The sequence below is a fragment of the Pseudomonas sp. MYb118 genome, from assembly GCF_040947875.1.
Lineage (GTDB): Bacteria > Pseudomonadota > Gammaproteobacteria > Pseudomonadales > Pseudomonadaceae > Aquipseudomonas.
Genome location: NZ_JBFRXN010000004.1, coordinates 620,707 through 646,605, shown reverse-complemented (window position 1 = coordinate 646,605; position 25,899 = coordinate 620,707). Strand labels below are relative to the sequence as shown.

Here is a 25,899-nt window from a genome sequence, read left to right as displayed (position 1 = left end):
ACAATCGACATTGCAACAACCGATGACCAGCGCTGCGAAAAATCCCCTCAAACGCTTACAATCGCCCCTTTTCACGCATTTCAGGTATACCAGCAGTTTATGGCGCTCGACCCTATCACGATGTTGACCATCACCATCGCCCTTGCAGCGGCCGCTGCCCTGTACCTGGCGATCGAATGGCGCAGCATCCGCGAACCCTCGCTGCTGTTCTGGAGCGCGGGGTTCGCCACGATTTCCGTGGGCTCGACCCTCGCCCTGCTGCGTGTCAGCGGGATGTTGCTGATCGGCATCTGGTTCGCCAACGGTCTGCTGGTGACCGCGCACTTTCTCTTCCTGCTGGGCGTCGCGCGGTTCACCGAGGTGCGCCTGTCCCGGGCCTGGTACCTGATTTTCCTGGCGTGGCTGGCGATGCTGTTGCTGCCGGACGAACCGTCGTGGTCAAAGATCATGCTGGTGGCCAACTCGCTGCTGGTCGCGTTGCCGACACTCAAGGCCAGCTTCCTGCTGCGTCCCCACGGCCGGTCATTGAGCGTGGGCGCGGTGCAGTTGCGCTTTGTGTTGCTGACCCACGGGGCGTTCTACACGGCCAAGGCGATCTCGGTGATCATTCCGGGCACGCTGATCGACCTCGCGGCCTTCCGTGGCGAGATCATTCAGATTTCGCTGGTAGAGGGCGCGATGGCGATCATGCTGATTGCCCTGTCGATGACCGGCACCGAGCGCTATCGCCGGGAAAAACGCATCGCCCGGCTGGCCGCCCGTGACCCGCTGACCGCCCTGTACAACCGTCGCGCCCTGGAAGTGCGGGCCCCGCGCCTGCTGGACGAGGTTTCCAGCAGACGACCGGGCGCACTGCTGTTGATCGACATCGACAACTTCAAGCTGGTCAACGACCTCTACGGCCATACCGCCGGTGACCGTTTGCTCATTTCGCTGAGCGAGATGATCCGTTCGGTACTGCCCGAAGGGGCTTTGGCGGCCCGTCTGGGCGGCGACGAGTTCGTCATCCTGCTCAATAACACCTCTTGCGAGCGCATCCTGGGGCTGGGCAGCAAGTTGCGTTATCGCTTCCACCAGACGGCCTCCGAGGACTTCGCCACGCCGGAACCGGTGACCCTGAGCATCGGCGCCAGCCTGTTCGACCAGCCACCGGCCAGCCTGGCGGCGCTGATCGAGCAAGGTGATGCGGCGCTCTATGAGTCCAAGCGTGGCGGGCGCGACAGCATCCGCCTGGTGGATCGCACCGTGGCGAGCACCGAATTGCAGCGCTGACGCCCTATTCCTCGCGCCCGTTGCCCTCGCGGTCGCGCGGGTAATGGCGACGCAGGGGAAACGCCGGCAGCCACGCCTCGCGACGGCAGGTCCAGAGTTCGTAGGTGGGGGTCAGCTGGTCGGGGGCGTCCAGGGCGCCCAGGTTCACTTCGATTTCGTCATCGCTGCGGCCAAACACCGAAGAACCACAACGCGGGCAGAAGAAGCGCCCGGCGTAGTCGCGGGTTTCACCCTGGATCGTCACGGCCTGTTCGGGGAATATCGCCGAGGCGTGAAACAGTGCGCCGTGATGCTTGCGACAGTCCATGCAGTGACACAGCCCGACCCGGTACGGTCGGCCTGTGGCCTCGATCCGTACGTTGCCGCACAGGCAGCCGCCGGTGAATCGGTCCATGTCGTCCCTCCTTTGGTCCCGTTTGGCTTAACCATAGCAGGCGCCTTTGGTCGTCAAGACCTTGATCCACAGACCCTCAATGAACTAATTTGAGTCTATGGATTCAACTTGAGGTCACGAATATGGCCGTTGCCCTCCAGCAACCTGCATTCACCAAGAGCCAATGCGTCACGGGCCTGCGCGCCGCCGTGGGCATCCTGGAAAAATGGCGGGCCTCCAGCGAGCAGGCCTGCCGTATCCTGCGCATCTCCCGCAGCACCTACACCCGCGCGCGACAGCACGACCCAGACTGGGCGGTGGCACTGGACGCCGACCAGATGCAGCGCATCAGCTTTGTGCTGAACATCCACGCGGCCCTGCGCCTGGTGTTCGACAACCCGGAAAACGTCTACGGCTTCCCGTCGATGAGCAACGACAACGAGTTCTTCAACGGCCGCTCACCGCTGGAGATCATGGCCCAGGGCGACATGATTTCCCTGTATGAAACCTTCCGCCGCATCGACGTACTGCGGGGCGCGCAATGGTGAGCCTGGAGGCGCTGGCCACCCTGCCCGATGCGCAATTGCAGGCCTACCGATTGGTCAATTCGAAGTTTCCGCCGGTGGCGTTGTTCGACGACGTGGCGGATGCCGATGCCTTCGAGGTGCTGTACCAGATCCAGGAACTGACCAACCCCAGGCTGAAAAACGAAGTCGGCCGCCTGGAGCTGATTCGCCGCAGCGAAATCCCCTTCGGCATTCCCGGCTGTTCCTATGCGACCGCGCCCTTCACCCACGTCAATCCGGCGGGCTCGCGCTTCAGCGATGGCAGTTTTGGTGTGCTGTACCTGGCGGACACCCTGGAAACCGCGCTGGCTGAAGTCAAACATCACCAGAGCCTGTACTGGTCAAACGTTCCGCGCCTGAACTATGAGCGATTTGTCTTTCGCGGGTTGTCCTGTGCGTTCCTGCAAGCCGGAATGAAAGATGCGACCGCCATTGCGCCGACTGATCCGGTGTACCACCCCGATGACTACAGCGCGGCGCGGCGCCTGGGGAAAATGCTCAAGACCGCCCAGTGCCCAGGGCTGCGTTACCACTCGGTGCGCAACGCCGGCAGCCACTGCTGGGCCCTGATGACGCCCAGGCCGGTGCTGTCGGTGATTCAGGCGGCGCATTACGAGATGGTCTGGAACGGGCAGATGACGAGCGTCAGCCAGATCAGCGAAGCGTGAATTCGTCATAGTTCCCTGTACGGTGGTTGTTAATGCCTGATACCCCTCGGTGTCTGGGCCTTCATCGCGAGCAAGCTCGCTCCTACAGAGGGCGGTGATGAACCTGTAGGAGCGAGCTTGCTCGCGATGGTCGTTAACGATGACGCGGGGAGTCTGACACCCCGCGGTGCCTGGGCTACCATCGCGAGCAAGCTCGCTCCTACAGGGGGGGGTTGGTGCGGGCATTATCGGCGTCGATAGTTACCATCAGTTCAATGAAGTTCTCATAAAAATTGTGCGGCGTAACATCAGCTCCATACCAAACAACTACACCCCTTGGAGCACACGATCATGAAACGCCAAACTCTTCTCAGCATCGCTTTCTCGGTTTTCGCAGTTAACGCTTTTGCCGCTACCTCTGCTCAGCCAGTTGTTGCTGAAGGTGGTTCGGATCGTTTGATCGAACGTCGTGTAGCCGAGGGTGGTTCTGATCGTCTGATCGAACGCCGTGTAGCTGAAGGTGGCTCGGATCGTCTGATCGAACGTCGTGTGGCTGAGGGTGGTTCCGACCGCCTGATCGAACGCCGTGTAGCCGAAGGTGGTTCCGACCGTCTGATCGAACGCCGTGTAGCTGAAGGTGGTTCCGACCGTCTGATCGAGCGCCGCGTAGCTGAAGGTGGTTCCGACCGTCTGATCGAGCGCCGCGTAGCTGAAGGTGGCTCTGATCGTCTGATCGAACGTCGCGTAGCTGAAGGTGGCTCGGACCGTCTGATCGAACGCCGTGCCGTATGAAGCATGGCTCCAGCGCAACACTCAACAAAAAGCCCGGCCTGAACAGCCGGGCTTTTTTGTGCCTGTCGGGTATTACTGGTGGATATCCCGGTCCTTGGTTTCCGGCATGAAGAAGATGCCGAGCACGGCGGTCATCACCGCGATGACGATCGGGTACCACAGCCCGTAGTAGATATCCCCGGTGGCCGCGACCATGGCGAAGGCCACGGTGGGCAGGAAGCCACCGAACCAGCCGTTGCCGATGTGGTACGGCAGTGACATCGAGGTGTAACGGATGCGCGCCGGGAACAGTTCCACCAGCCAGGCGGCGATGGGGCCGTAGACCATGGTCACGTAGATCACCAGGATGGTCAGCAGCAACAGCACCATCGGGTAGTTGGTCTTGGCCGGGTCGGCCTTCTCGGGGTAACCGGCCTCTTTCAGCGCGGTGCCGAGGGTGGCGGTGAAGGCATCGTTGCGGGTCTTGAAGTCGGCCGCCGGCATGCCGGTGCCTTCGAAACTCTCGACCACCTGGTTGCCGATGCGGATCTGCGCCACGCTGCCCGGCGCTGCGGTTTCATTGGTGTAAGGGATGGCTCGCTTGGCCAGCACGGTCTTGGCAAGGTCGCAGGAACTGGTGAATTTGGCTTTGCCCACCGGGTCGAACTGGAACGAGCACTGGGCAGGGTCCGCAACCACCGTGACCGGATTTTTTTCCTGGGCAACGAACACGTCGGGGTTACCGTACTGGGTCAGCGCGTGGAAGATCGGGAAATAGGTCACCGCCGCCAGAATGCACCCGGCCATGATGATGCCCTTGCGCCCGATGCGATCGGACAGGCTGCCGAAAATCACGAAAAACGGTGTACCGATCAGCAACGAACCGGCAATCAGCAGGTTGGCGGTCTGGGCGTCGATCTTGAGTGTCTGCAGCAGGAAGAACAGCGCATAGAACTGCCCGGTGTACCAGACCACGGCCTGACCGGCGGTACCGCCCAACAGCGCCATGATGACGATTTTCAGGTTGTCCCAGCGCGCGAAGGATTCGGTCAGCGGCGCCTTGGATGCCTTGCCTTCAGCCTTCATCTTCATGAACACCGGCGACTCGCTGAGTTGCAGGCGGATGTACACCGAGATGATCAGCAGCAGGATCGACAGCAGGAACGGTATGCGCCAGCCCCAGGCTTCGAACGCTTCAGTACCCAGAATCGTGCGGCAGGCGAGGATCACCAGCAGCGACAGGAACAGGCCCAGGGTCGCGGTGGTTTGAATCCATGAGGTGAAAAACCCGCGCTTGCCCTTCGGCGCGTGCTCGGCCACGTAGGTCGCCGCCCCGCCGTATTCGCCGCCCAGCGCCAGGCCTTGCAGCAGGCGCAGGGTGATGAGGATGATCGGCGCCGCCACACCAATGGTCGCGTAGCCCGGCAGGAAACCCACCACGGCGGTGGAAACGCCCATGATGACAATGGTGATCAGAAAGGTGTGCTTGCGCCCGATCATGTCGCCCAGGCGCCCGAACACGATGGCGCCGAAGGGCCGCACGGCAAAACCTGCGGCGAAGGCGAGCAAGGCGAAGATGAAGGCGGTGGTTTCATTGACGCCGGCAAAGAAGTGCTTGGCGATGATTGCAGCGAGGGAGCCGTAAAGGTAGAAGTCGTACCATTCGAACACAGTGCCCAGGGACGAGGCGAAGATCACCTTTCGCTCTTCCCTGCTGATCCCGCGGTTGGGCGAGTCGCCCGTGGTGCTGTCGATTGCGGCCATGAGTCTTCTCCGTCGTGTTTTTGTTTTAGCTGACACGGATTGCGCCGCCTTACATCGCTGCAAGGTTTCCTGAAGCATAATCAGCTTCGCGAAGATATCCACTCGCCATCATGTATAAACCTTCACCCTGTAGAAGGCGTCAGGCGGTGGGGACACCGCTGGCTCATTTGTGATACACAACATCGGCCAGCGCGTCCCACGTCCAATGAGGCTTGCCCATGTGCTCGACCCTTCGCCTGCCGAAACTGATGTTTTGCGTCCTGTCCGCCGTGATCGCCTGCAGCGCCCAGGCCGATGTGACCGCCCCGCCGCCCGCCAGCCTGCAACCGCTGGTGGCGACCATGAACGAACGCCTGAACATCGCTGACCGGGTCGCGCTGAGCAAATGGGACAGCCGCACACCGATCCAGGACAGCGCCCGGGAAGCACAGGTCATCGCCGCCGCCAGAAAGCAGGCGATCAGCCGTAAGCTCAACCCGGACGAGGTGGCCGATTTGATCGCTGCGCAGATCGAGGCCAGCAAGCTGGTGCAATACGGTTTGCTCGCCCAGTGGCAGGCGGCGGGCAAGGCGCCGGATCTACCGCGACCGAACCTCACCAAGGAGGTCCGCCCACAACTCGATGAAGTGCAAAAACGCCTGTTGCAGGCCTACGCCGAGTTCGCACCCTATCGCACCGACCCCAACTGCGCCCAGTGGCTGGCCAAGGCACGGTCTGCCCTGATCAAGGACTACTTGCATGGCCAGGGATTGATCCGCGCCACCGGGGACCTGTGCATCGTCAACTGACGCTTTACTGCGTCTGGAACGTCTGCAAATACGCCAGCACATCCTCGATTTTCTGCGGATCGCTCAAGCCCCAGAAAATCATGCGGGTACCCGGCACGACTTTCTTCGGCGCTTCGAGATAGGCCGTCAGGGTTTCGCGATCCCACACCAGTCCGGCGGCTTTCATCGCGTCCGAATACTGGTAATCCGAAGTGCCCGCCGATGGGCGACCAAAGATGTTGTTCAGTTGCGGCCCGAAAGAAGCCCGCGCCGACTCGCCGACCTGATGGCACCCCCCGCAAATCCTCGGGAACAGTTTGGCCCCGGCTTCGGCATCGCCGGCAGCCAGGGCCTGTGCGGCGAACAGGCTGGTGTGGAGCAAGGCCAGGGTCAGTGCAACAACTTTTATCATGCGCAAGTCCAGAACAAAGGGCACAAGGATTCAGCGAAAAACAACGCGCGCCAGTTTGCACTCGCAACGTGATCGCGTCGAACGCCTGCACAACTTTTGTGCGCCAAAACTTGCGTCATGCAAAAGCAAGCTAAGCTGTGAGCAGCTTATTGCTCACGATGCTCGCTTCTGCAGGGTTGTGGTTTTTCTGGAGAGCGTCTGCAACAGCTACCTCAGACAGGCCCAACTTGTTCACGCAGGAATGACGTGATGACCGAGCCCTTCCTCAGTTTTGACGCGCTCAAGCGCGCTGCCGCCTCTGGTGAAATCGACACCGTCCTGGTCTGCATGGTCGACATGCAGGGACGCCTTGTCGGCAAGCGTTTCCAGGTCGAGTTTTTCATCGACAGCGGCTACCAGGAAACCCATTGCTGCAACTATCTGCTGGCCGACGACATCGACATGGAGCCGGTGCCCGGTTATGCCGCCGCCAGTTGGAGCAAAGGCTACGGCGACTTCGTGCTCAAGCCCGACATGGCCACCCTGCGTCGCGTGCCGTGGCTGGAAGGCACGGCGCTGGTGCTGTGCGATGTGCTCGACCATCACCATCGCAAGGACTTGCCCCACAGCCCGCGAGCGATCCTCAAGCGCCAGGTCGAACGCCTGCGCGAGCGCGGCTACACCGGCATGTTCGCCTCGGAGCTGGAGTTCTACCTGTTCGACGAAAGCTACGAAGCGATCCACCAACGCAATTACCACCAACCGAAAACCGCCGGTCATTACATCGAGGATTACAACATCCTCCAGACCACCCGCGAGGAACCGGTGCTGCGCGCCATTCGCAAGCACCTGCAAGCGTCGGGTATCCCGGTGGAAAACTCCAAGGGTGAATGGGGCCCTGGCCAGGAAGAGATCAACATCCGTTACGCCGACGCGATGACCATGGCCGACCATCACGTGCTCATCAAGCACGCGTGCAAGGAGATCGCCGACGCTCAGGGCAAGGCGATCACCTTCATGGCCAAGTGGCGTTATGACGCCGCCGGCTCCAGCAGCCATATCCATAATTCGCTGTGGGACAAGAACGGCAAGAAGCCGTTGTTCTTCGACGCCAAGGCCGAGTTCGGCATGTCCAAACTGATGCGTTCCTGGGTGGCCGGGCAGCTCAAGTACGCCAACGACATCACCTGTTTCCTCGCGCCCTACATCAACTCGTACAAGCGCTTCCAGGCCGGCACCTTCGCGCCTACGCGGGCGGTGTGGAGCCGCGACAATCGCACCGCCGGCTTTCGCCTGTGCGCCGAAGAGAGCAAGTCCATCCGCATCGAGTGCCGCATCGGCGGCGCTGATCTGAACCCCTACCTGGCCTTCGCCGCGCTGATCGCGGCCGGGCTGGCCGGCATCGACGAGAAGCTCGAACTGGCGCCGCCGTTCGAAGGTGACGCCTACGCCGACGAGCGCTCGCCGGAAGTCTCGAAAACCCTGCGCGAGGCCTGCGCGGCGCTCAAGGGCTCGCGCATGTTGCGCGACGCGCTGGGCGATGACGTGGTCGAGCACTACGTGCACACCGCCGAATGGGAACAGAAAGAATATGACCGGCGTGTCACCGACTGGGAATTGCAGCGCGGTTTCGAGCGCTATTGAGATCATCATGACTGCGAAGATTGAGCTCATCTCCCCGGTGGATGGCCGGGTCTATGTCGAGCGCGAGTACGCCGACGCGTCACAGGTCGAACAGGCCCTGGCGGCCGCACAACATGCCCAGGTCGAATGGCAGCGACAGCCCTTGAGCGAACGCGCCGCGCGGTGCAGCGCCGCCGTCGAGGCGATGCTGGCGATGCAGGCCGACATCGTCCCGGAACTCGCTCGGCAGATGGGTCGCCCGGTGCGTTATGGCGCCGGTGAACTGCGCGGTTTTGCCGAGCGCGCACGGCACATGATCGCCATCGCGCCCCAGGCCCTGGCACCGGTGGAGCCTGCGCCGGTGGCCGGGTTTCGCCGCTACATCAAACGTGAACCGCTGGGTACGGTGCTGGTGGTCGCGCCGTGGAATTATCCGTACCTGACGGCGGTGAACACGATTATCCCGGCACTGATGGCCGGCAACAGCGTGATCCTCAAGCACGCCTCGCAAACCCTGCTGGTGGGCGAACGTTTTGCTGAAGCCTTGCGCCGGGCGAATCTGCCGCCAGGGTTGTTTCACAACCTGCTGCTCAGCCACGAAATGACCGCGCAAGTCATCGCGTCGGGCCGCGTGCACCAGGTGAATTTCACCGGCTCCGTGGAGGCCGGCAAAGCCATGGAAGCCGCTGCGGTCGGGCGCTTCATCGGCGTAGGCCTGGAGCTGGGCGGCAAGGACCCGGCCTACGTGCGCGCCGACGCCAACCTTGAACATGCGGTGGAGAACCTGGTGGACGGCAGCTTCTTCAACTCGGGGCAAAGCTGCTGCGCCATCGAGCGCATCTACGTCGACCAGCGCCTCTACCCGGCATTCGTCGAGCGCTTCGTCGCCCTCACCCGCCAGTACGTGCTGGGCAATCCGCTGGATGAGGCGACGACGCTGGGGCCGATGGTGTCCCCGGCAGCCGCCGATTTCGTGCGCGGCCAGATCAAGGCCGCGCAAGCCCAGGGCGCCAGGGCCTTGATCGACGTTAAGGATTTCCCCGCCGATGTGCCAGGCAGCGCCTACCTGGCGCCGCAGGTGCTGGTGGACGTCGACCACAGGATGTCGGTGATGCGCGACGAAAGCTTCGGCCCGGTGATCGGCATCATGCCGGTGGCCGACGATGACGAAGCCGTGCGCTTGATGAACGACAGCGAATTCGGCCTCAGCGCCTCGATCTGGACCCAGGACCTCGCCGCCGCCGAACGCCTGGGTGAGCGGATCGCCACCGGCACCGTATTCATGAACCGCTGCGATTACCTCGACCCGGCGCTGGCCTGGACCGGGGTCAAGCACAGTGGGCGCGGCGCCACCCTGTCGAGCCTGGGCTACGAGCACCTGACCCGGCCCAAATCCTTTCATCTGCGCCACGAGGTGTAGCCCATGAGCCTGACTGGAAACTGGAACTACCCCACCAGCATTCGCTTCGGTGTCGGGCGGATCGCCGAACTGGCCGATGCCTGCCGCAGCCAGGGCATCCAGCGTCCGCTGCTGGTCACCGACCGCGGCCTGGGCCAGGCACCGATCACCCTCGCCGCACTGGATGCCATGCGTGCCGCGGGCCTGGGCGCGGCGCTGTATTGCGACATCAAGCCCAACCCGGTGTCGGCCGATCTGGACGCCGGTCTCAAGGCCTGGAGCAGCGGCAACCATGACGGCGTGGTCGCCTTCGGCGGTGGCAGCGGGCTGGACATGGGCAAGCTGATCGCCTTCATGAGCGGGCAGAGCCGACCAGTGTGGGACTTCGAAGACATCGGCGACTACTGGACCCGCGCCGACGCCGATCGTATCGCCCCGATCATTGCCGTGCCGACCACGGCGGGCACCGGCTCCGAGGTGGGCCGAGCGGCGGTGATCATCGAAGAAAGCACCCACACCAAACGCATCATCTTCCACCCGAAAATGATGCCACGGGTGGTCATCAGCGACCCGGCGCTCACCGTCGGCATGCCGACCAAAATCACTGCCGGCACCGGCATGGACGCGCTTTCGCACTGCCTGGAAGCCTATTGCGCCCCCGGTTTTCATCCGCTGGCCGACGGCATTGCCGTGGAGGGCATGCGCCTGGTGGTCAATGCCCTGGAGCGCGCGGTGCACACGCCCGATGACCTCGATGCCCGCGCGCAGATGCTCGCCGCCGCGGCAATGGGCGCCACCGCCTTCCAGAAAGGCCTGGGTGGCATGCATGCGTTGTCGCACCCGGTGGGCGCGCTGTACGACACCCACCACGGCATGACCAACGCGGTGTTCATGCCTTACGTGCTGCACGCCAATCGCTCGGCCATCGAGGAACGCATCACCCGTCTTGCCGCCTACCTGCAACTGCCCAATCCCGGGTTCAAGAGCTTCATGGACTACATCCTCGAACTGCGTCAGAACATCGGCGTGCCGCATACGCTCAAGGAGCTGGGGGTGGATGACCGCCAGGTGGAGCTGATTGCCGACATGGCCATCGTCGACCCCTCGGCCGGCGGCAACCCGTTGCCCATGACCAAGGACAGCGCCACGCGAATTTTTACCGCGGCCTATCACGGCCACGTGTAGATCCAGAGCAGTAACGGTTGTAACAGGAGCAGTACGACAAGGTGTTAAGGCCAGCCCATTGCGCGAACGCCAATGGCTTGATCAAAACCTCAAGGGGTACACCGCATGAACCCAGCAAGCCAGCCAGGCGCCGACACTCATGACGAGGACGTCAAGGCACTGCACAGCATGGGCTACGCCCAGCAACTCTCACGGCGAATGGGGGTTTTCTCCAACTTCGCCATTTCCTTCTCGATCATCTGCATCCTCTCCGGTGGCATCAACTCACTGGCCCAGGGCACCTCGGGCGCGGGCGGTGCCTCGATCGGCATCGGCTGGCCGATTGGCTGCCTGATTTCCGGGGTGTTCGCCCTGGCGATGGCGCAGATTTCCTCGGCCTACCCCACCGCTGGCGGGTTGTATCACTGGGGCTCGATCCTCGGGAATCGCTTCACCGGCTGGTTGACGGCCTGGTTCAATCTGCTGGGGCTGGTTACCGTACTCGGGGCGATCAACGTCGGCACCTACTACTTCTTTTTCGGTGCGTTCGGCCCTGCCCTCGGCATGGAAGACACGACCACGGTCAGGGTGATTTTCCTGGCGATCCTCACCGGCATCCAGGCGTTGTGCAACCACTTGGGGATCGGCCTGACCGCCAAACTCACCGACTTCTCCGGCTACCTGATTTTCGCCACGGCCCTGACGCTGACCATCGTCTGCCTGATCTCGGCGCCCAGTTATGAGTTTGTGCGGCTGTGGACCTTCGGCAACTACTCCGGCGCAGCGGGCGGTGGTGTCTGGCCAGAAGTGTCGAACAGCTGGGTGTTCATGCTCGGCCTGCTGCTGCCGATCTACACCATCACCGGCTACGACGCCTCGGCGCATACCTCGGAAGAGACCCGCAACGCCGCGATGTCGGTGCCCAAGGGCATGGTGATGTCGGTGATCTGGTCGCTGCTGTTCGGCTGGGTGATGCTCAGCTCGTTCGTATTGATGCTGCCGAACATGGACGACGCGGCGAAACAGGGCTGGAACGTGTTTTTCTGGGCCATGGACGCCCAGGTCAATCCCAGTGTGAAGTTCGCGCTGTACGTGGCGATTTTCGTTTCTCAGTTTCTTTGCGGGCTGGCGACGGTGACCTCGGTGTCGCGAATGATCTTCGCCTTTTCCCGCGATGGCGGCCTGCCCTGCTCGAAGGCGCTGGCCTCGGTATCCCCGACCTTCCGCAGCCCGGTGGCGGCGATCTGGACCGGTGCGACCCTGGCGGTGCTGTTCGACTGGGGTTCGTCGGTGATCTCCATCGGCGAGACACCGGTCTACACCATCGTGGTCTCGTGCACGGTGATCTTCCTGTTCTTCTCGTTCATCATCCCCATCGTGCTGGGCCTGTTCGCCTACGGCACCGCGAAGTGGCCGACCATGGGCCCGTGGAACATGGGGCGCGGGTTGTACACGCTGTTTTCCCTGCTGTCGATCGTGTCGATGGTGGTGATCTTCGTCATCGGCATCCAGCCACCCAACGACTGGGCGCTGTACATCACCATCGGCTTTCTGGTGCTGACCGCCATCGTCTGGTTCGGCTTCGAAGCCCGACGCTTCCAGGGGCCGCCGACGGGTGACCTGATCGTCAAACGCCAGAGCGAAATCGCCGCAGCCGAGGCGGCGTTGAACAAGCAGGCGGGGGTTTGATCAACGACTGCATCTGTAGGAGCGAGCTTGCTCGCGATGGTCGTGAACGATGACGCGGGCTACCTGACTGCCCGCGTTGCCCGGGCATTTTTTTCGCGAGCATGCTCGCTCCTACAGAAGCCCCACATCACCTGTAGGAGCGAGCACGCTCGCGATGGTCGTAAACGATGACGCGGGCTATCTGAATGCCCGCGTTGTCCGGGCATTTTTTCGCGAGCATGCTCGCTCCTACAGGTGCACACACTGCCTGGGTAGCTCAGCGCGTTTTGGCTTCCTTTCCGGTTTCGCCATCAGCATCCCTCAACATGTCGTCGATCGAATCGAACCGCTGACGAATCTCTCGAGCTTGCTGCATGGCACGCGCGGTTTTCTGCGAAGGGGCGCGCACCTCGAATGGGAGCCCCTGGGTCACGACGACCTGACGAAGAAAAAGACGCAGCGCATCACTGATGCTCAAGCCGCAAGCGTTCAATACTTCAGTAGCACGTGCCTTCAAGTCTTCATCTATACGGCAACGCACGTCCGTGGTTTTCAGCATTGCATTCATGGAATAACCTCATAATACGTAGCTACATGGGCGCTACCTCAAACAGTGTGGTTGAACAGCTTTATCAGGGTCAACTTCAGGGTGATGGACGGCTGAAAAACCGGCATCGAGCCTCGTTGTGCATTTCAAACCTTTCCTCGCGCCGTGAAAATCAGCCCGATCCTCGATACCCCGATGAACCGTCCCAATCCGGTGCGGGAAATAACGCGGATACTCAAACGAAAAAGCCCCGCAAACATCAGCCTGCGGGGCTTTTTCGTCTTGGTGGATCAACGCTCGAGCGCGCTCGCCATGCGGCGAGCCACTGCGCTTACTGGGCGTTTTTCAGCTTGATCACATCACCCGATACGGTGGTGGTGTAGCCGTTCAGGACCCAGGCCCAGAACCAGCGTTCCTGCACCTGGGTGTTGATCAAGGCGTCGCCGCCCTTGGCCTGGATGGCCGCGTCCTGGGCGCGTACGAAACGGCTGTTCTGGCGGATCGGGATGAAACCGAAGAGCATCAGGCCGGTGGCGCTGGCTTCGCTGTGGCCCACCACGGTGTATTGGCTGGCGTCGTATTGCTGGGTCTTCATCGGTGCGCCGCTGCAACCGGCCAGAACCACGCCGACCAGGGAAACGGCAAGCACTTTGCTGAGGTAATTCACTGTGTTACTCCATATAAAAACGCCCGGGATCCATCTCTCGGGCGGCGCACACCTTAACGCAGGAGATGGCCGATGGGTATCGGGCCGAACCCTGCGCCACCATCTGGCAGCGCCTCCTTATTCGGCTTACCATGCCGCGCATTCCCCACTCATTATTCGATAACGGCGGTAGCAACATGATCGAGGTCACCGAGGTTTCCATTGCCCAGTTGCGTGCGGCGCTCGAGTCCGGCCAGACCACGGCGGTTGAACTGGTCGAGGCCTATCTCGCCCGTGTGGACGCCTACGACGGCGCCGACACCCCCACGGCCCTCAACGCGGTCGTGGTGCGTAACCCCGAGGCCATCAACGAAGCGAAAGCCTCCGATGACCGCCGGGCAAAAGGCCAGACGCTGGGCCCGCTCGACGGCATTCCCTACACGGCCAAGGACAGCTACCTGGTCAAGGGACTGACCGCGGCTTCCGGCAGTCCGGCCTTCGCCAACCTGGTGGCCTATCGTGACGCGTTCACCATCGAACGGCTGCGCGCTGCCGGGGCGATCTGCCTGGGCAAGACCAACATGCCGCCCATGGCCAACGGCGGCATGCAACGCGGGGTCTATGGTCGCGCGGAAAGCCCGTATAACGCCGGCTACCTGACCGCCCCCTTCGCTTCCGGTTCGTCCAACGGCGCCGGCACCGCCACCGCCGCCAGTTTCGCCGCGTTCGGCCTGGCCGAGGAAACCTGGTCGAGCGGTCGCGGCCCGGCGTCCAACAACGGCCTGTGTGCCTACACCCCTTCACGCGGGGTGATCTCGGTCCGCGGCAACTGGCCGTTGACGCCGACCATGGACGTGGTGGTGCCCTACGCGCGGACCATGGCCGACCTGCTCGAAGTCCTCGACGTCGTCGTGGCCGAAGACCCCGACACCCGTGGCGACCTGTGGCGCCTGCAAACCTGGGTGCCGATCCCGAGCGTCGCCTCGGTGCGCCCGGAATCCTACGCCGAACTGGCGGTGAAGGCCGACGCACTGGCCGGCAAGCGCCTGGGCGTGCCGCGCATGTTCATCAACGCCGACCCCGAGGCCGGCACCAGCGAAGCACCGGGCATCGGCGGGCCGACCGGGCAGCGCATCGACACCCGCCCTTCGGTGATGGCGCTGTGGCAAGCAGCCCGCAAGACCCTGGAAGCGGCCGGCGCCGAAGTGGTCGAAGTGGATTTCCCGCTGGTGTCCAATTGCGAGGGCGACCGTCCGGGTGCACCGACGGTGTTCACCCGTGGCTTGGTGTCCAAGGAGTTCCTGCATCATGAGTTGTGGGACCTGACGGCCTGGGCCTTCGACGATTTCCTGCGCGCCAACGACGACCCGAAACTCAACCGGCTGGTGGACGTCGACGGCCCGCTGATCTTCCCCCACGACCCCGGCACCCTGCCCAACCGCGAAGGCGACCTGGTGGCGGGCATGGACGAGTACGTGCGCATGGCCGAGCGCGGCATCACACCGTGGGACCAGATCAGCACCGTGGCCGACGGCCTGCGCGGCCTGGAACAGACCCGGCGCATCGACCTTGAAGACTGGATGGACCGTCTGGGCCTCGACGCGGTGCTGTTCCCGACCGTGGCCGATGTCGCCCCGGCCAACGCCGACATCGACGAGGCCGCCGCCGACATCGCCTGGAGCAACGGCATCTGGGTCGCCAACGGCAACCTGGCCATCCGTCACCTGGGAGTGCCAACGGTCACCGTACCCATGGGCGTCATGGCCGACATCGGCATGCCGGTCGGGTTGACCTTCGCCGGGCGTGCCTATGACGATTCGGCGCTGCTGCGTTTCGCTTCGGCCTTCGAATCCACCGGCAACCTGCGGATGATCCCGCCACGTACCCCGCCGCTGTAAGCCTCGAAAAAATCTCGAACTCGCCGTTGGCCAGCACATCCAATGTGTGACGCCAACGGAGGTACGAGCCATGAACACTCAAGACCGCGACACCGACGACAAACCCGACGCCGTCGATAAAATCATCACGCCGACTTCCCCCCGCACCAAGGAAGAAGAAGCCGAAGCGCTCAAACGCAAGACCGACGCCATCGAACGCAAGGTCGCCGACGGCAACTAGGCCAAAACGGTGAGGCGCTCGGTCTTGCCGTCCTCGATGTCGCTCATTACAATTGCTAATAATTCTCACTAGCAGAAATTATTGATGCGATGAGCGACTCTCCAATTCACCAGCAGAACGCTCGTTGTGTCGAAGCCCTGTACATCGGTCATCAGGGCTGGCTGTTCGCCTGGCTGCAGCGCAAGCTGGGAAACCGCATGGATGCGGCTGACCTGATGCACGATACGTTCATACGCATCCTCGCCCGGCCAATGCCCGAGATCGCCGAGCCAAGGGCCTACCTGACCTGTGTGGCCAAGGGCATCCTGGTGAACTGGTACCAGCGCAAGGCCCTGGAGCGCGCCTACCTGGCGGCGCTGGCGCAGATGCCCGAGCAGCACGCCCCGTCGCCGGAGTTGCGTTGGCTGATCCTGGAAACCCTGCATGAAGTCGATGCCATGCTCGACGCCCTGCCCCCGCAGGTGAAGCGCGCGTTCCTGCTGTCGCAGATCGGCGCGATGAAATACGAAGACATCGCGGTGAAGCTCGACGTCTCGCTGATTACCGTCAAACGCTACATGAAACAGGCCTTTTTGCAGTGCCTGACGTTGATGACCGAATGAAAACGCCTGCGATGATCAGCCCGGCCACCCTGGAAGAAGCCGCCGAGTGGCTGATGCGCCTCAATGAACGCTCGCCCAGCCCCGAAGAACTCGCACAATGGCACCAGTGGCGGGCCAGCAGCGCCGAACGCGAAGGCGCATGGCAGCGCGCCGAAATGCTGCTGGGCAAACTCGGCGGCCTGCCGCCGGAGCTGGCCATGCCGGCCCTGGATCGCCCCGCCAACCCGCAACGCCGGGCCATGCTCGGGCGCCTGGCGGCGTTGCTGGCGCTGGCACCGGCCGGTTGGGCCGGCTGGCAGTTGAACGAACGCCAGGGCTGGACCGCCGACTACCAGAGTGCAATCGGCGCACGTGGCCAGATCACCCTGGTCGACGGCAGCCAGTTGACCCTCAATACCGACACCGCGATCGACGTCGACTACAGCGCGCTGCAACGCCTGATCCGGGTTCGCCGGGGGGAAATCCTGGTGCAGACGGCCCCGGACATCCAGGTGCCCGGACGACCGTTTCGTGTGTCGACGCAGCAGGGCCTCATGCAGGCGCTGGGCACCCGCTTCAGCGTTCGCGAAGACGCCGGCATCACGCGCCTGGCCGTGCTGGAAGGCCAGGTCCGGGTCGAGCTGGAAGGCCGCCCACAGGCAACGCCGACGATCATCGTCGCCGGACAGAAGACCACGTTTTCCGCCACGCAAATGGGCCCCCTGACCCCGGCGGACAACTCCCTGACCACCTGGACCCAGGGCATGCTGGTGGCCGACCGGATGAACCTGGCGGAATTCGCCACCGAGCTGGCCCGTTACCGGCACGGCATCGTGCGCTGCGATCCGGCCGTCGCCCGGGTGCCGATCTCCGGCGCGTTCCCGCTGGACGACACTCGCCGCGCACTGAGCATGCTGGCCTTGACCTACCCGGTGAAAGTCACCACTCACCTGGGCGGTTATTGGGTCACGATTGCCCCGGCGTGACCCTCTCGAAAAAATATTTTCCACGCGGTGATACTTTTTCCGCGGTGGGCTGGCAAGGGAGAACACCCCCTATCCCTGACCGACAGGATTCCTTCTCGATGCCCGTTTACCGCACGCCCCGACTCAGCCCAGCACTCACGCCCAAACTCCGCCGCACAGCCTCCCAGGCCCTGTTCAGCCTGATGATCTCGGGTGCCTGCACCCTGGCCTGGGCCGCAGAACCGCCAGCGTCAGCCCGTACCGATGCGCGCAGCTACCAGATTCCGGCGGGCCCGCTGGGCGTATCGCTGTCACGCTTCGCCGCCAGCAGCAACATTGCCCTGTCGTTCGACCCCAGTCTGACCGATGGCCTGCAAAGCCCCGGCCTGTCCGGCACCTATTCGCCCCTCGAGGCGCTGACCCGGCTGCTCCGCGGCACCGGCCTGGAACTGGTGCAACGCGCCGACGCCAGCTACACCCTGGTCCGTTCCGCCCGCTCCGATGCCCTGCAACTGGGCGCCACGTCGATCACCGGCGAGCGCCTGGGCGTGAACACCGAAGGCACTCATTCCTATACCACCAACGAAGTCAGCATCGGCAAGGGCAACATCAAGCTCAAGGACATCCCGCAGTCGGTGTCGGTGGTCACGCGCCAGCGCATGGATGACCAGAACATGAACAGCCTGCAGGACGCCATGCGCCAGGTCACCGGGGTCACGATCAAGACCTACAACTCGGGGTCGAGCCTCAACGACGTGTACATGCGCGGCTTCCTCGTCGATCAGGTCCAGGTCGATGGCGTGTCGCAACCCACCGGCCAGGGCGACCTGGGCACCAGTTTCGACCTGGCGATGTACGACCGCGTCGAAGTGCTGCGCGGCCCGTCCGGCCTGTACCAGGGGGCCGGCGAACCCGGCGGCACCATCAACGTGGTGCGCAAGCGCGCCCTGGGCAACTTCGCCCTGGGTGGCGAAATCGCCGCCGGTTCCTATGACCACTACCGTTCGATGGTCGACGTCACCGGCCCGCTGAACGACCAGGGCACCCTGCGTGGGCGTTTCATCACCGCCTACGAGAACAACAAGTCGTTCGTCGACTCCGCGCAGAATGAACGCCCGATGGTCTACGGCCGCCTGGAACTGGACCTGGACCCTGCCACCACCCTGTCGGTGGGCGGCGCCTACCAGCAGAACCACTCGACGCCGGCGTTCGGCCTGCCGGCTTTCGCCGACGGCAAATTGCTCGACGCACCGCGCTCGACCTTCGTCGATGCCAGATGGAACACCCTCAACGAGAAGGTCTGGGAAACCTTCGCCGAACTCGACCACGCCCTGGACAACGGCGGCCAGTTCAAGACCACCCTGACCTACCGTGACGCCGAAACCCCGCAGCGCAACTTCACCTGGGCCGACGGTGCGGTCGACCCGGCGACCGGCGACAGCTGGGCCGTGGCCTACGACTACTACACCCACATCAAGACCATCGGTGCCGACAGTTTCGTCACCACGCCGTTCGAGGCCCTGGGCCGCACCCATGAATTCACCGTGGGCGCCGAGTACCAGCATCTGGACAAGGACTTCGCGTACGGTGGCGGCGAGTACTTCCCGATCAATGTCTATGATCCGGACAGCATCGACATTCCGAAAAATGACTACGAGCGGGTCAACGGCAACTGGTCCAAGTCCGATCAGTACGGCCTCTACACCCGCGCCAAAATCAACGTCACCGACTGGCTGGAGCTGATCGGCGGCAGCCGTGTGACCTGGTACGAGAGCGACGCGAAAAACGCCAACGCCTTCTTCGACAACTTCAGCAACGTGCATACCAGCATCAACCGCAAGGTCGTGCCCTATGGCGCCGCCATCGCCAAACTGACCCCGGAACTGTCGGCCTATGCCAGCTACACCGGCGTGTTCAAGCCACAAAGCGAGATCGGCAATGACAACACCCCCATCGGCCCGCGCAAAGGCAAGCAGTACGAGGTCGGTCTCAAGCGCGAGTTCTTCGACGGGCGCTTGAACGCCAGCATCGCGATGTTCCGCATCTACGATGAAAATCGCGCCGAATACGACAACGACACCGCCACCAACAAGGCGCAGGGCAAGGCCCGCAGCCAGGGCTGGGAAACCGAGTTGAGCGGCAACCTCACCGACAACTGGAGCATCGTCACCGGCTACGCCTTCACCAGCACCAAATTGCTCAAGGCCGAGGAAGCGACCGAGGGCAACACCTTCAGCACCATCACGCCCAAGCACAACTTCAACCTGTGGACCAAGTACGACTTCACCGACGGCCCGCTCAAGGACTTCAGCGTCGGCGGTGGTGTGCGTGTGGTCAGCAAGACCTGGTACCAGCGTGAAGTGCGCTTCGAGCAGAGTGGTTACGGCATCGCCACCGCCCAGGTCGGCTACAAGATCAACGACAACCTGTCGGCGACCCTCACCGGCAACAACCTGTTCGATCGCAAGTATTACGATCGGGTAGACGCCTCCTGGGGCACCAACTTCTACGGTGATCCGCGCAGCCTGACCCTGTCGCTGCGCGCGCAGTACTGACAGCGGATCGCTGAGCGAGGCTGCCTGCCCGGCGCAGGCAGCATTTGTCTGTCATCGCAAATGGCTTCATCCTAGGGCTGCGAGAGGAAATTGCCTACGCACCGGGGCGCACGATTGCAGCGCTGCCCCGGCCACCCCATGGAAGAGCGTGAAACATGATCACCTGCTATCTCAAGTACGTACTGGACCCGTATCAGCTCGAAGCCTTCGAACACTACGGCAAACTGTGGATTCCCCTGGTCGAGAAGTTCGGCGGCCAGCATCACGGCTATTTCCTGCCTTCAGAAGGCGCCAACAATATCGCCCTGGCGATGTTCAGTTTCCCCAGCCTGGCGGCTTACGAGCAGTATCGCCAGGACTCGATGAAAGACCCCGAGTGCATCGCTGCCTTCAAGTACGCCGAAGAGACCCGCTGCATCTTGAGTTACGAGCGCAGTTTCTTCCGCCCGGTGTTCGGCGATAAGGCGTAGCAACGCCTGATTCACAAGACTCAGCCAGGAGACGTCCGCATGCGCTGTTTGCCCACCCCTTTCGGCTCCTGGCTGCTGTCGCTGCCCTTGCTGTGCATCGCCAGCAGCGCCGCTGCCGCGTCGGTTCCCGCACACATGGTTTACTTGCGCGCGGTCGACCCGAGCATCGAGCAGGACATTCGCTACGCCACCGCGCACAACTTCACCGGCCATCCACTGGACGGCTACGCCGCAGGTGAATGCCTGCTGACGCGGGACACGGCCAACGCCCTGGCCAGGGTCCAGGCCTCGCTGCGGGCAAAAGGTTACGGGCTGAAAGTGTTCGACTGCTATCGGCCCACGCGTGCGGTGGCCGACATGGGCCGTTTCGCCTCCGAGCCGGGCGACCCGCGCAAGGCCGAGTTCTACCCGCGCGTGGACAAACAGGACTTCTGGCGTTTGGGTTACGTGGCGCGGGTGTCCAACCACTCCCGGGGCTCCACCGTCGACCTGACCCTCATCGGGCCCAAGGCATTGCCGGCCGCGACCTGGACAGCCGGCGCCAGCCAGGCCGACTGCACCGCGCCCTATGCGCAGCGCTGGCATGACGGCGCGCTCGACATGGGCACCGGCTTCGACTGTTTCGACGAACGCACCCACACCGCCAGCCCGTTGATCAACGATGCCGCCAAGGCCAACCGGCAGATTCTGCTCAGTGCGATGGAGAAGGAAGGCTTCGCCGGCTATTCGAAAGAATGGTGGCACTTCACCTACAGCCACAACAGCGCGCCCAACGACGTGATGGATTTCCCGATCACGCCGCTCGACACCAGCACCGCGCTCAACGCCGCCGCGCAATTGATCGTGGTCACCAGCAAAAACTGGAATGACAGCCAGGGCACCGCCCAACGTTATGAGCGTGCCGGCCAGTCCTTCAATAAAATCGGCGAAGCCTTCGCGGTAACGCTGGGCAAGAACGGCATGGCCTGGGGCAAGGGTTTGAACAGCGTCGAGCCCGCAGATGCCCCGGTCAAACGCGAAGGTGACGGCAAGGCCCCCGCCGGGGTGTTCAAGCTCGGCACCGCGTTTGGCTACGAGGCCAGCAGCGCCACCCGCCTGCCCTACCTCGCCCTGACGCCGACCACCGAATGCGTCGATGACAGCCAGTCGCGTCACTACAACGAACTGGTCGACGGCGGGCAAACCGTCAGGGACTGGAACAGTTCCGAACAGATGCGCAACGAAGCCGGTTATCGCCAGGGCATCGTCATCGAGCACAACACCCGCCCGGCCACGCCGGCTGGCGGCTCGTGCATCTTCTTCCACATCTGGCGCAGCCCCACGTCGCCGACCGCAGGCTGCACGGCGATGGACCCGGCAGACATCAACCGTCTGTTCGAGTGGCTCGACCCGCGCCAGTCGCCGCTGCTGGTGCAAATGCCCGAAGCGCAATACGCGCAATGGCGCGAGCGCTGGAACCTGCCGCCGAGGTGAGATCAGCCCTGCTTCAAATCCAGGCAATAGGTGTAGTAGCCGGTGTCGCGCACGTAACCCAGGGACTCATAGAGCTTTTGCGCGGTGTGGTTATCGGTGGCGGTTTCCAACGTCATGCCCTTGGCCCCGGTCAACAGTGCAAAGGCGCGGGCCGTGTTCATCAATTGTGTGGCGACGCCACGACCACGGGCTTCGGGGGCGGTGAACAGGTCGCCGAGCAGCCAGGTGCGGTGCGCGTCGATCGAGGAAAAGGTCGGGAATAGCTGTACGAAGCCCAGTCCCTGGCCCTGCCCGTCCTCGGCGAAAAAGATCACCGATTCATCCCGGGCCATGCGCTCGGCGATGAAGCGGCGCGACTGTTCGAGGTTCGAGGGCTGGCCGTAGAAACCTCGATAGGCGTCGAACAGGGGGGCAACACCGTCGAGGTGGGTGGCGTCGGCGCGATGAATCTGGACATCCATGAACGGGGTCTCCACGCAGCGGATTGGGTGATGTCGATGAAGGGAGTGACGATGAGACTGTAGACGCTCTGGTATTTATCGCGACCCTCTTCACCGATGCCAAAGCGCAGGGGCTCGGGGGTGGACGTGGTGACATGCAGGGTACCGAACATCCAGTCCCACAGGGACAGGTTGGTCGCGAAGTTGCGATTGTGGTGATGCGGCGCGTCGCTGTGGTGGATCTGGTGCTGGGCCGGGCTGTTGAGCACATGCTCAAGCGTCGGGCCGAACGACAGCCAGACATGGCTGTGGCGCAGGTTGGCCGCCAGCGCATTGAAGATGAACACCAGGTACGTCACGCCAAACAGCAAATAGCGGCTGACCTCACCACCGCAGGCGTACCAGAACACCCCCGCATAGGCGCCCATGCCGATCAGCGTTGCCAGCTTCTCGACGATCGTCTCCACGAAATGCACCCGGCTGACCGTTGCGGGCACCAGCACCGGCGCTGAATGGTGCACCTTGTGAAAGGCCCATAGCCACTTAGAGTGAAAGGCGCGATGCACCCAGTAGCCGATGAAGTCATTGACCAGAAACACACCCAACCCGTAGAGCAGGGACAGCAGCAGGTGTTGCTCCACTTGCTCCCGCGCGCCCCAAAGCTGAGTGAAGAACGCTACGTAGTCCCCCGAGCGCAGCAGCAGTGGATCGACCAGGGCGACCACCGGCAGCACCAGCACGACCCTGAGGATCGCCCGCACGAAGTAGTAACGGTAATCGAGCAGCGCCGAGGAATGGAAAAACACCCGCGCACCGCCGATGAACTGCCAGAACGAACGAGCCTGGGTGAGATGGCGATGTTTGCGCACGCGGAACAGCAGGTAAGCGATGCTGAAGGAGCAACACAGGAAGAACAGGCCCATGCGCCCGTTCAGGTCGAACAGCCCGAGAAACTGGCGCACGACCGGGTGGACCACCCACTCGAGCAGGCCGTTGTACAGCAGCGCCAGGAGATCCACCAAGGGCTTACTCCACCGGGCAAGGTCAATAGGGTGCAGTCCATTGCCGGGAGGTTTTTAAGTGTAGTTGTTGTTGGGGATGTTTGAGTGGGATTGTCGGTGTCTGGAAGGAAGTCATCGCGAGCAGGCTCGCTCCCACAACAGGTCTTCAGTGTGATCACTCATGTGGTACACAAATCCCCTGTGGGAGCGAGCCTGCTCGCGATAGGTCCACCGCAAACAGAGCTGATTAAAAAACGATCCCCGCCGCCGGCACCACATCAATCCGCGCCACCGACCCGGTCAGATGCGCCAGGTCCTTGTTGTGCTCGGCAATGATGTCCTCGGCCGTGAGGTTGCCGTTGTCGACGGTAGAATGCGCATCCGCCGCCAGCACCACGTCATAGCCCAGCTTCAGCGCCTGGCGAACCGTGGCATTGACGCAGTAGTCGGTCTGCAAACCGCAGATCACCAGGCGCTCGAAATCCTGGATAGGCAGCAGTTTTTGCAAGGGAGTCTGGTAGAACGAATCGCCGGTGGTCTTGTGCACGTGCCCATCGCCGGGTGCGACATTCAGCCCGGCCGCCAGTTGCCAGCCGTCGGCACCGTGCTTGAACGGGCCGTCCTGTTCCTCATGCTGGACCACCACCACCGGAACCCCGGCCTTGCGCGCACGGGCGCTGAGGTCGTTGATGGTGTCGATGACGCGCGCGATTTCAAAACACTCGTACTCGCCGGCGCAGAGCGCCTGCTGGACATCAATGATTAACAGTGCGCTGGCCATGGTTGCGTCCCTGTAATGTCGGTGAACAAGGGGACAGAACATAAATCCGTCCCCTGGTTCTGACAAGTCCCTAGTAACCCAGCGACAAACCGGTATTACGCCGTGGGTCGTTGGCCCCGTAGAAGCGGTTCTTGCCCACCGGTTTGCCTTCCAGCGACGGCGCACCGACCAGGATCGCCGCCAGGTGGTTGGCGTCCTGGGGACCGGCGAACTTGTGCCCCCAGCTTTCGAGGATCTTCACCGTGTCCGGGCTGGTGGTGAAGGTCTCCAGGTTGGTTTCTTCCGGCAGCCACTGCTGGTGGAAACGCGGCGCGTCCACCGCTTCCTGGATGTTCATGCCGTAGTCGATCACGTTGAGCATGGTCAACAAGGTCGCGGTGATGATGCGACTGCCGCCGGGGGTACCGACGACCATCACCACCTTGCCGTCCTTGGTAACGATGGTCGGGCTCATCGACGACAGCGGCGCCTTGCCGGGAGCGATGGCGTTGGCTTCGCCCTGCACCAGGCCGTACATGTTCGGCACGCCGACCTTGGAGGTGAAGTCATCCATCTCGTCGTTGAGAATGACCCCGGTCTTGCTCGCCATCACCCCGGCGCCAAACCAGTCGTTGAGGGTGTAGGTCACCGAGACCGCGTTGCCCCATTTGTCGACGATCGAGTAATGGGTGGTGTTGCTGCCTTCATGCGGCGCCACGCCGGGCTTGAGTTCGCTGGACACTCCGGCCTTCTGCGGATTGATCGCCGCACGGATTTTCGCCGCGTAGTTCTTGTCCAGCAGGTGGGCGATCGGGTTCTTGACGAAATCCGGGTCGCCCAGGTAGCTGTTGCGGTCCACGTAGGCATGACGCATGGCTTCGATCTGGTAGTGCATGCCCTGCGCCGAGTGGTAGCCCAGCTCTTTCATCGGGTAGCCGTCGAGGATGTTCATGATCTGGCAGATCACCACCCCACCGGAGCTCGGTGGTGGCGCCGAGACCACGTGGTAGCCACGGTAATCGCACTCTACCGGGGCCAGTTCGCGGGTCTTGTACTTATCCAGGTCCGCCTGGGTGATGATGCCCTTGCCGGCTTGGCTGGAGGTGACGATGGCGTCAGCCACCCAGCCTTTGTAGAAACCGTCGGCGCCCTTCTCGGAAATTTCCCGCAAGGTCTTGCCCAGGTCCTTTTGCACCAGCTTCTGCCCGACCTGCATCGGTTCGCCGTTGCTCAGGAAAATCGCGCCGGAATCCTTGATGTCCTTCTTGAACACATCGGTGGCGGTTTCCAGCAGATCGACATCGCCCTGCTCCAGCACGAAGCCGTCTTCGGCCAGCTTGATCGCCGGGGCGATGACTTCCTTGCGTGGCTTGGTGCCGTACTTGCTCAGCGCCAGCTCCATGCCGGACACCGTGCCCGGCACGCCGACCGCCAGGTGGCCGCGGGTGCTGAGTTCGGGTACGACATTGCCAGCCTTATCCAGGTACATGTCGGCGGTCGCGGCCAACGGCGCTTTTTCGCGGAAGTCGAGGAAGGTCTTGCGCCCGTCCGCCAGCTGGATGGTCATGAAACCACCGCCGCCCAGGTTACCGGCGGCCGGGTAGACCACCGCCAGCGCATAGCCGACCGCAACGGCGGCATCGACGGCGTTGCCACCGTTCTTCAGCACGTCCACGCCGACATGGCTGGCCAGGTGCTGGGCGGTGACGACCATGCCGTTTTCGGCGGCCACCGGGGCCACGGAGGCGGCAAAGGCATTAAGGCAGGTGAGCGCCAGGGAGGTCGCGATGAGCGACTTGGCAAAAGGTTCGAACTTCATGGGTCGGTCTCTTTTTGTTTTCAGGCTCTGCGCCGGGCAGAGGACAACGCTTCAAGAGCACAGGCAAGTATGGTCGCGATTGCGTTTTGCGCCTCCCCGATCAGGCAGTATGCTTGCCC

25 protein-coding genes and 1 pseudogene are annotated in these 25,899 nt (G+C 62.8%); 17 read left to right on the top strand and 9 right to left on the bottom strand.

All coding sequences use genetic code 11. The features are described 5' to 3' along the window. The first annotated feature begins 99 nt into the window (after nt 1-99). A complete protein-coding gene (locus ABVN20_RS28995) occupies nt 100-1,272 on the top strand; it encodes a GGDEF domain-containing protein (protein ID WP_368559213.1) in 1,173 nt (390 codons plus the stop codon). 4 nt (nt 1,273-1,276) lie between these two features. Here the strand turns inward: ABVN20_RS28995 and ABVN20_RS28990 are convergent, their stop codons facing one another. Then, nucleotides 1,277-1,666: a GFA family protein gene (locus ABVN20_RS28990; protein WP_368559212.1), complete on the bottom strand. Its 390-nt coding sequence runs from the start codon at nt 1,664-1,666 to the stop codon at nt 1,277-1,279. A 122-nt stretch (nt 1,667-1,788) separates the two neighbouring features. Here ABVN20_RS28990 and ABVN20_RS28985 point away from each other — a divergent pair, with 122 nt between their 5' ends. The 4 genes and pseudogenes from ABVN20_RS28985 (at nt 1,789) to ABVN20_RS28970 (ending at nt 3,650) form a co-directional block, all read left to right on the top strand. Continuing rightward, nucleotides 1,789-2,193: an antitoxin Xre-like helix-turn-helix domain-containing protein gene (locus ABVN20_RS28985; RefSeq protein WP_368559210.1), complete on the top strand. Its 405-nt coding sequence runs from the start codon at nt 1,789-1,791 to the stop codon at nt 2,191-2,193. Next, on the top strand, nt 2,187-2,879 hold the full coding sequence (locus ABVN20_RS28980; RefSeq protein WP_368559209.1) for an RES family NAD+ phosphorylase: 693 nt from the start codon (nt 2,187-2,189) through the stop codon (nt 2,877-2,879). Before ABVN20_RS28985 ends, ABVN20_RS28980 begins: the two co-directional genes overlap by 7 nt. Before the next feature lie 126 nt (nt 2,880-3,005). Further along, nucleotides 3,006-3,083, top strand: a pseudogene (locus ABVN20_RS28975) (outer membrane lipoprotein carrier protein LolA); the annotation flags it as partial. A gap of 126 nt (nt 3,084-3,209) precedes the next feature. Continuing rightward, complete coding sequence (locus tag ABVN20_RS28970) at nt 3,210-3,650, top strand: phage infection protein (RefSeq protein WP_368559208.1); 441 nt, start codon at nt 3,210-3,212, stop codon at nt 3,648-3,650. A gap of 72 nt (nt 3,651-3,722) precedes the next feature. On the opposite strand, the gene ABVN20_RS28965 is transcribed toward ABVN20_RS28970, so the two are convergent. Further along, nucleotides 3,723-5,393 (bottom strand): MFS transporter, encoded by a 1,671-nt coding sequence (locus ABVN20_RS28965; protein ID WP_368559207.1) that lies wholly within the window; start codon nt 5,391-5,393, stop codon nt 3,723-3,725. Between the two features lie 218 nt (nt 5,394-5,611). Here ABVN20_RS28965 and ABVN20_RS28960 point away from each other — a divergent pair, with 218 nt between their 5' ends. Next, entirely contained in the window at nt 5,612-6,181 is a 570-nt protein-coding gene (locus tag ABVN20_RS28960) for a chorismate mutase (protein WP_368559206.1), read from the top strand. Between the two features lie 4 nt (nt 6,182-6,185). On the opposite strand, the gene ABVN20_RS28955 is transcribed toward ABVN20_RS28960, so the two are convergent. Then, the gene (locus ABVN20_RS28955; protein ID WP_368559205.1) at nt 6,186-6,572 is read right to left on the bottom strand and encodes a cytochrome c family protein; all 387 of its coding nucleotides are present in this window, start codon (nt 6,570-6,572) and stop codon (nt 6,186-6,188) included. Between the two features lie 249 nt (nt 6,573-6,821). Here ABVN20_RS28955 and ABVN20_RS28950 point away from each other — a divergent pair, with 249 nt between their 5' ends. From ABVN20_RS28950 to ABVN20_RS28935, 4 genes are all read left to right on the top strand, one after another. Further along, nucleotides 6,822-8,195 carry a glutamine synthetase family protein gene (locus ABVN20_RS28950; protein ID WP_368559204.1) on the top strand — a complete coding sequence of 458 codons (1,374 nt, stop codon included), beginning with the start codon at nt 6,822-6,824 and terminating at the stop codon, nt 8,193-8,195. Between the two features lie 7 nt (nt 8,196-8,202). Then, nucleotides 8,203-9,594 (top strand): aldehyde dehydrogenase family protein, encoded by a 1,392-nt coding sequence (locus ABVN20_RS28945; RefSeq protein WP_368559203.1) that lies wholly within the window; start codon nt 8,203-8,205, stop codon nt 9,592-9,594. Nucleotides 9,595-9,597: 3 nt separating this feature from the next. Next, nucleotides 9,598-10,758, top strand: a complete 1,161-nt coding sequence (locus ABVN20_RS28940; protein WP_368559202.1) for an iron-containing alcohol dehydrogenase — start codon at nt 9,598-9,600, stop codon at nt 10,756-10,758. Between the two features lie 105 nt (nt 10,759-10,863). Continuing rightward, nucleotides 10,864-12,426: an amino acid permease gene (locus ABVN20_RS28935; RefSeq protein WP_368559201.1), complete on the top strand. Its 1,563-nt coding sequence runs from the start codon at nt 10,864-10,866 to the stop codon at nt 12,424-12,426. Nucleotides 12,427-12,682: 256 nt separating this feature from the next. Here ABVN20_RS28935 and ABVN20_RS28930 read toward each other — a convergent pair whose 3' ends face one another. Next, nucleotides 12,683-12,973: a type II toxin-antitoxin system RelB/DinJ family antitoxin gene (locus ABVN20_RS28930; protein ID WP_368559200.1), complete on the bottom strand. Its 291-nt coding sequence runs from the start codon at nt 12,971-12,973 to the stop codon at nt 12,683-12,685. 310 nt (nt 12,974-13,283) lie between these two features. After that, complete coding sequence (locus ABVN20_RS28925; protein ID WP_368559199.1) at nt 13,284-13,619, bottom strand: hypothetical protein; 336 nt, start codon at nt 13,617-13,619, stop codon at nt 13,284-13,286. A 176-nt stretch (nt 13,620-13,795) separates the two neighbouring features. On the opposite strand from ABVN20_RS28925, the gene ABVN20_RS28920 reads away from it, so the two are divergent. From ABVN20_RS28920 to ABVN20_RS28890, 7 genes are all read left to right on the top strand, one after another. After that, nucleotides 13,796-15,496: an amidase gene (locus tag ABVN20_RS28920; protein ID WP_368559198.1), complete on the top strand. Its 1,701-nt coding sequence runs from the start codon at nt 13,796-13,798 to the stop codon at nt 15,494-15,496. A gap of 70 nt (nt 15,497-15,566) precedes the next feature. Continuing rightward, complete coding sequence (locus ABVN20_RS28915; protein WP_368559197.1) at nt 15,567-15,716, top strand: hypothetical protein; 150 nt, start codon at nt 15,567-15,569, stop codon at nt 15,714-15,716. A gap of 89 nt (nt 15,717-15,805) precedes the next feature. Then, nucleotides 15,806-16,318 (top strand): sigma-70 family RNA polymerase sigma factor, encoded by a 513-nt coding sequence (locus ABVN20_RS28910; RefSeq protein WP_368559196.1) that lies wholly within the window; start codon nt 15,806-15,808, stop codon nt 16,316-16,318. Continuing rightward, nucleotides 16,315-17,283 carry a FecR domain-containing protein gene (locus tag ABVN20_RS28905; protein ID WP_368559195.1) on the top strand — a complete coding sequence of 323 codons (969 nt, stop codon included), beginning with the start codon at nt 16,315-16,317 and terminating at the stop codon, nt 17,281-17,283. Before ABVN20_RS28910 ends, ABVN20_RS28905 begins: the two co-directional genes overlap by 4 nt. A gap of 98 nt (nt 17,284-17,381) precedes the next feature. After that, entirely contained in the window at nt 17,382-19,817 is a 2,436-nt protein-coding gene (locus ABVN20_RS28900; protein ID WP_368559194.1) for a TonB-dependent siderophore receptor, read from the top strand. A gap of 155 nt (nt 19,818-19,972) precedes the next feature. Next, nucleotides 19,973-20,287 (top strand): NIPSNAP family protein, encoded by a 315-nt coding sequence (locus tag ABVN20_RS28895; protein WP_368559193.1) that lies wholly within the window; start codon nt 19,973-19,975, stop codon nt 20,285-20,287. Between the two features lie 39 nt (nt 20,288-20,326). Further along, on the top strand, nt 20,327-21,760 hold the full coding sequence (locus ABVN20_RS28890) for a M15 family metallopeptidase (protein ID WP_368559192.1): 1,434 nt from the start codon (nt 20,327-20,329) through the stop codon (nt 21,758-21,760). 2 nt (nt 21,761-21,762) lie between these two features. Here ABVN20_RS28890 and ABVN20_RS28885 read toward each other — a convergent pair whose 3' ends face one another. The 4 genes from ABVN20_RS28885 to ggt form a co-directional block, all read right to left on the bottom strand. Continuing rightward, nucleotides 21,763-22,167 carry a GNAT family N-acetyltransferase gene (locus ABVN20_RS28885; RefSeq protein WP_368559428.1) on the bottom strand — a complete coding sequence of 135 codons (405 nt, stop codon included), beginning with the start codon at nt 22,165-22,167 and terminating at the stop codon, nt 21,763-21,765. Then, on the bottom strand, nt 22,071-23,219 hold the full coding sequence (locus ABVN20_RS28880; protein ID WP_368559426.1) for a sterol desaturase family protein: 1,149 nt from the start codon (nt 23,217-23,219) through the stop codon (nt 22,071-22,073). Before ABVN20_RS28880 ends, ABVN20_RS28885 begins: the two co-directional genes overlap by 97 nt. 229 nt (nt 23,220-23,448) lie before the next feature. Next, on the bottom strand, nt 23,449-23,982 hold the full coding sequence (locus ABVN20_RS28875; protein WP_368559191.1) for a cysteine hydrolase family protein: 534 nt from the start codon (nt 23,980-23,982) through the stop codon (nt 23,449-23,451). A 70-nt stretch (nt 23,983-24,052) separates the two neighbouring features. Continuing rightward, complete coding sequence (gene ggt / locus ABVN20_RS28870; RefSeq protein WP_368559190.1) at nt 24,053-25,780, bottom strand: gamma-glutamyltransferase; 1,728 nt, start codon at nt 25,778-25,780, stop codon at nt 24,053-24,055. Nucleotides 25,781-25,899: the final 119 nt, after the last annotated feature.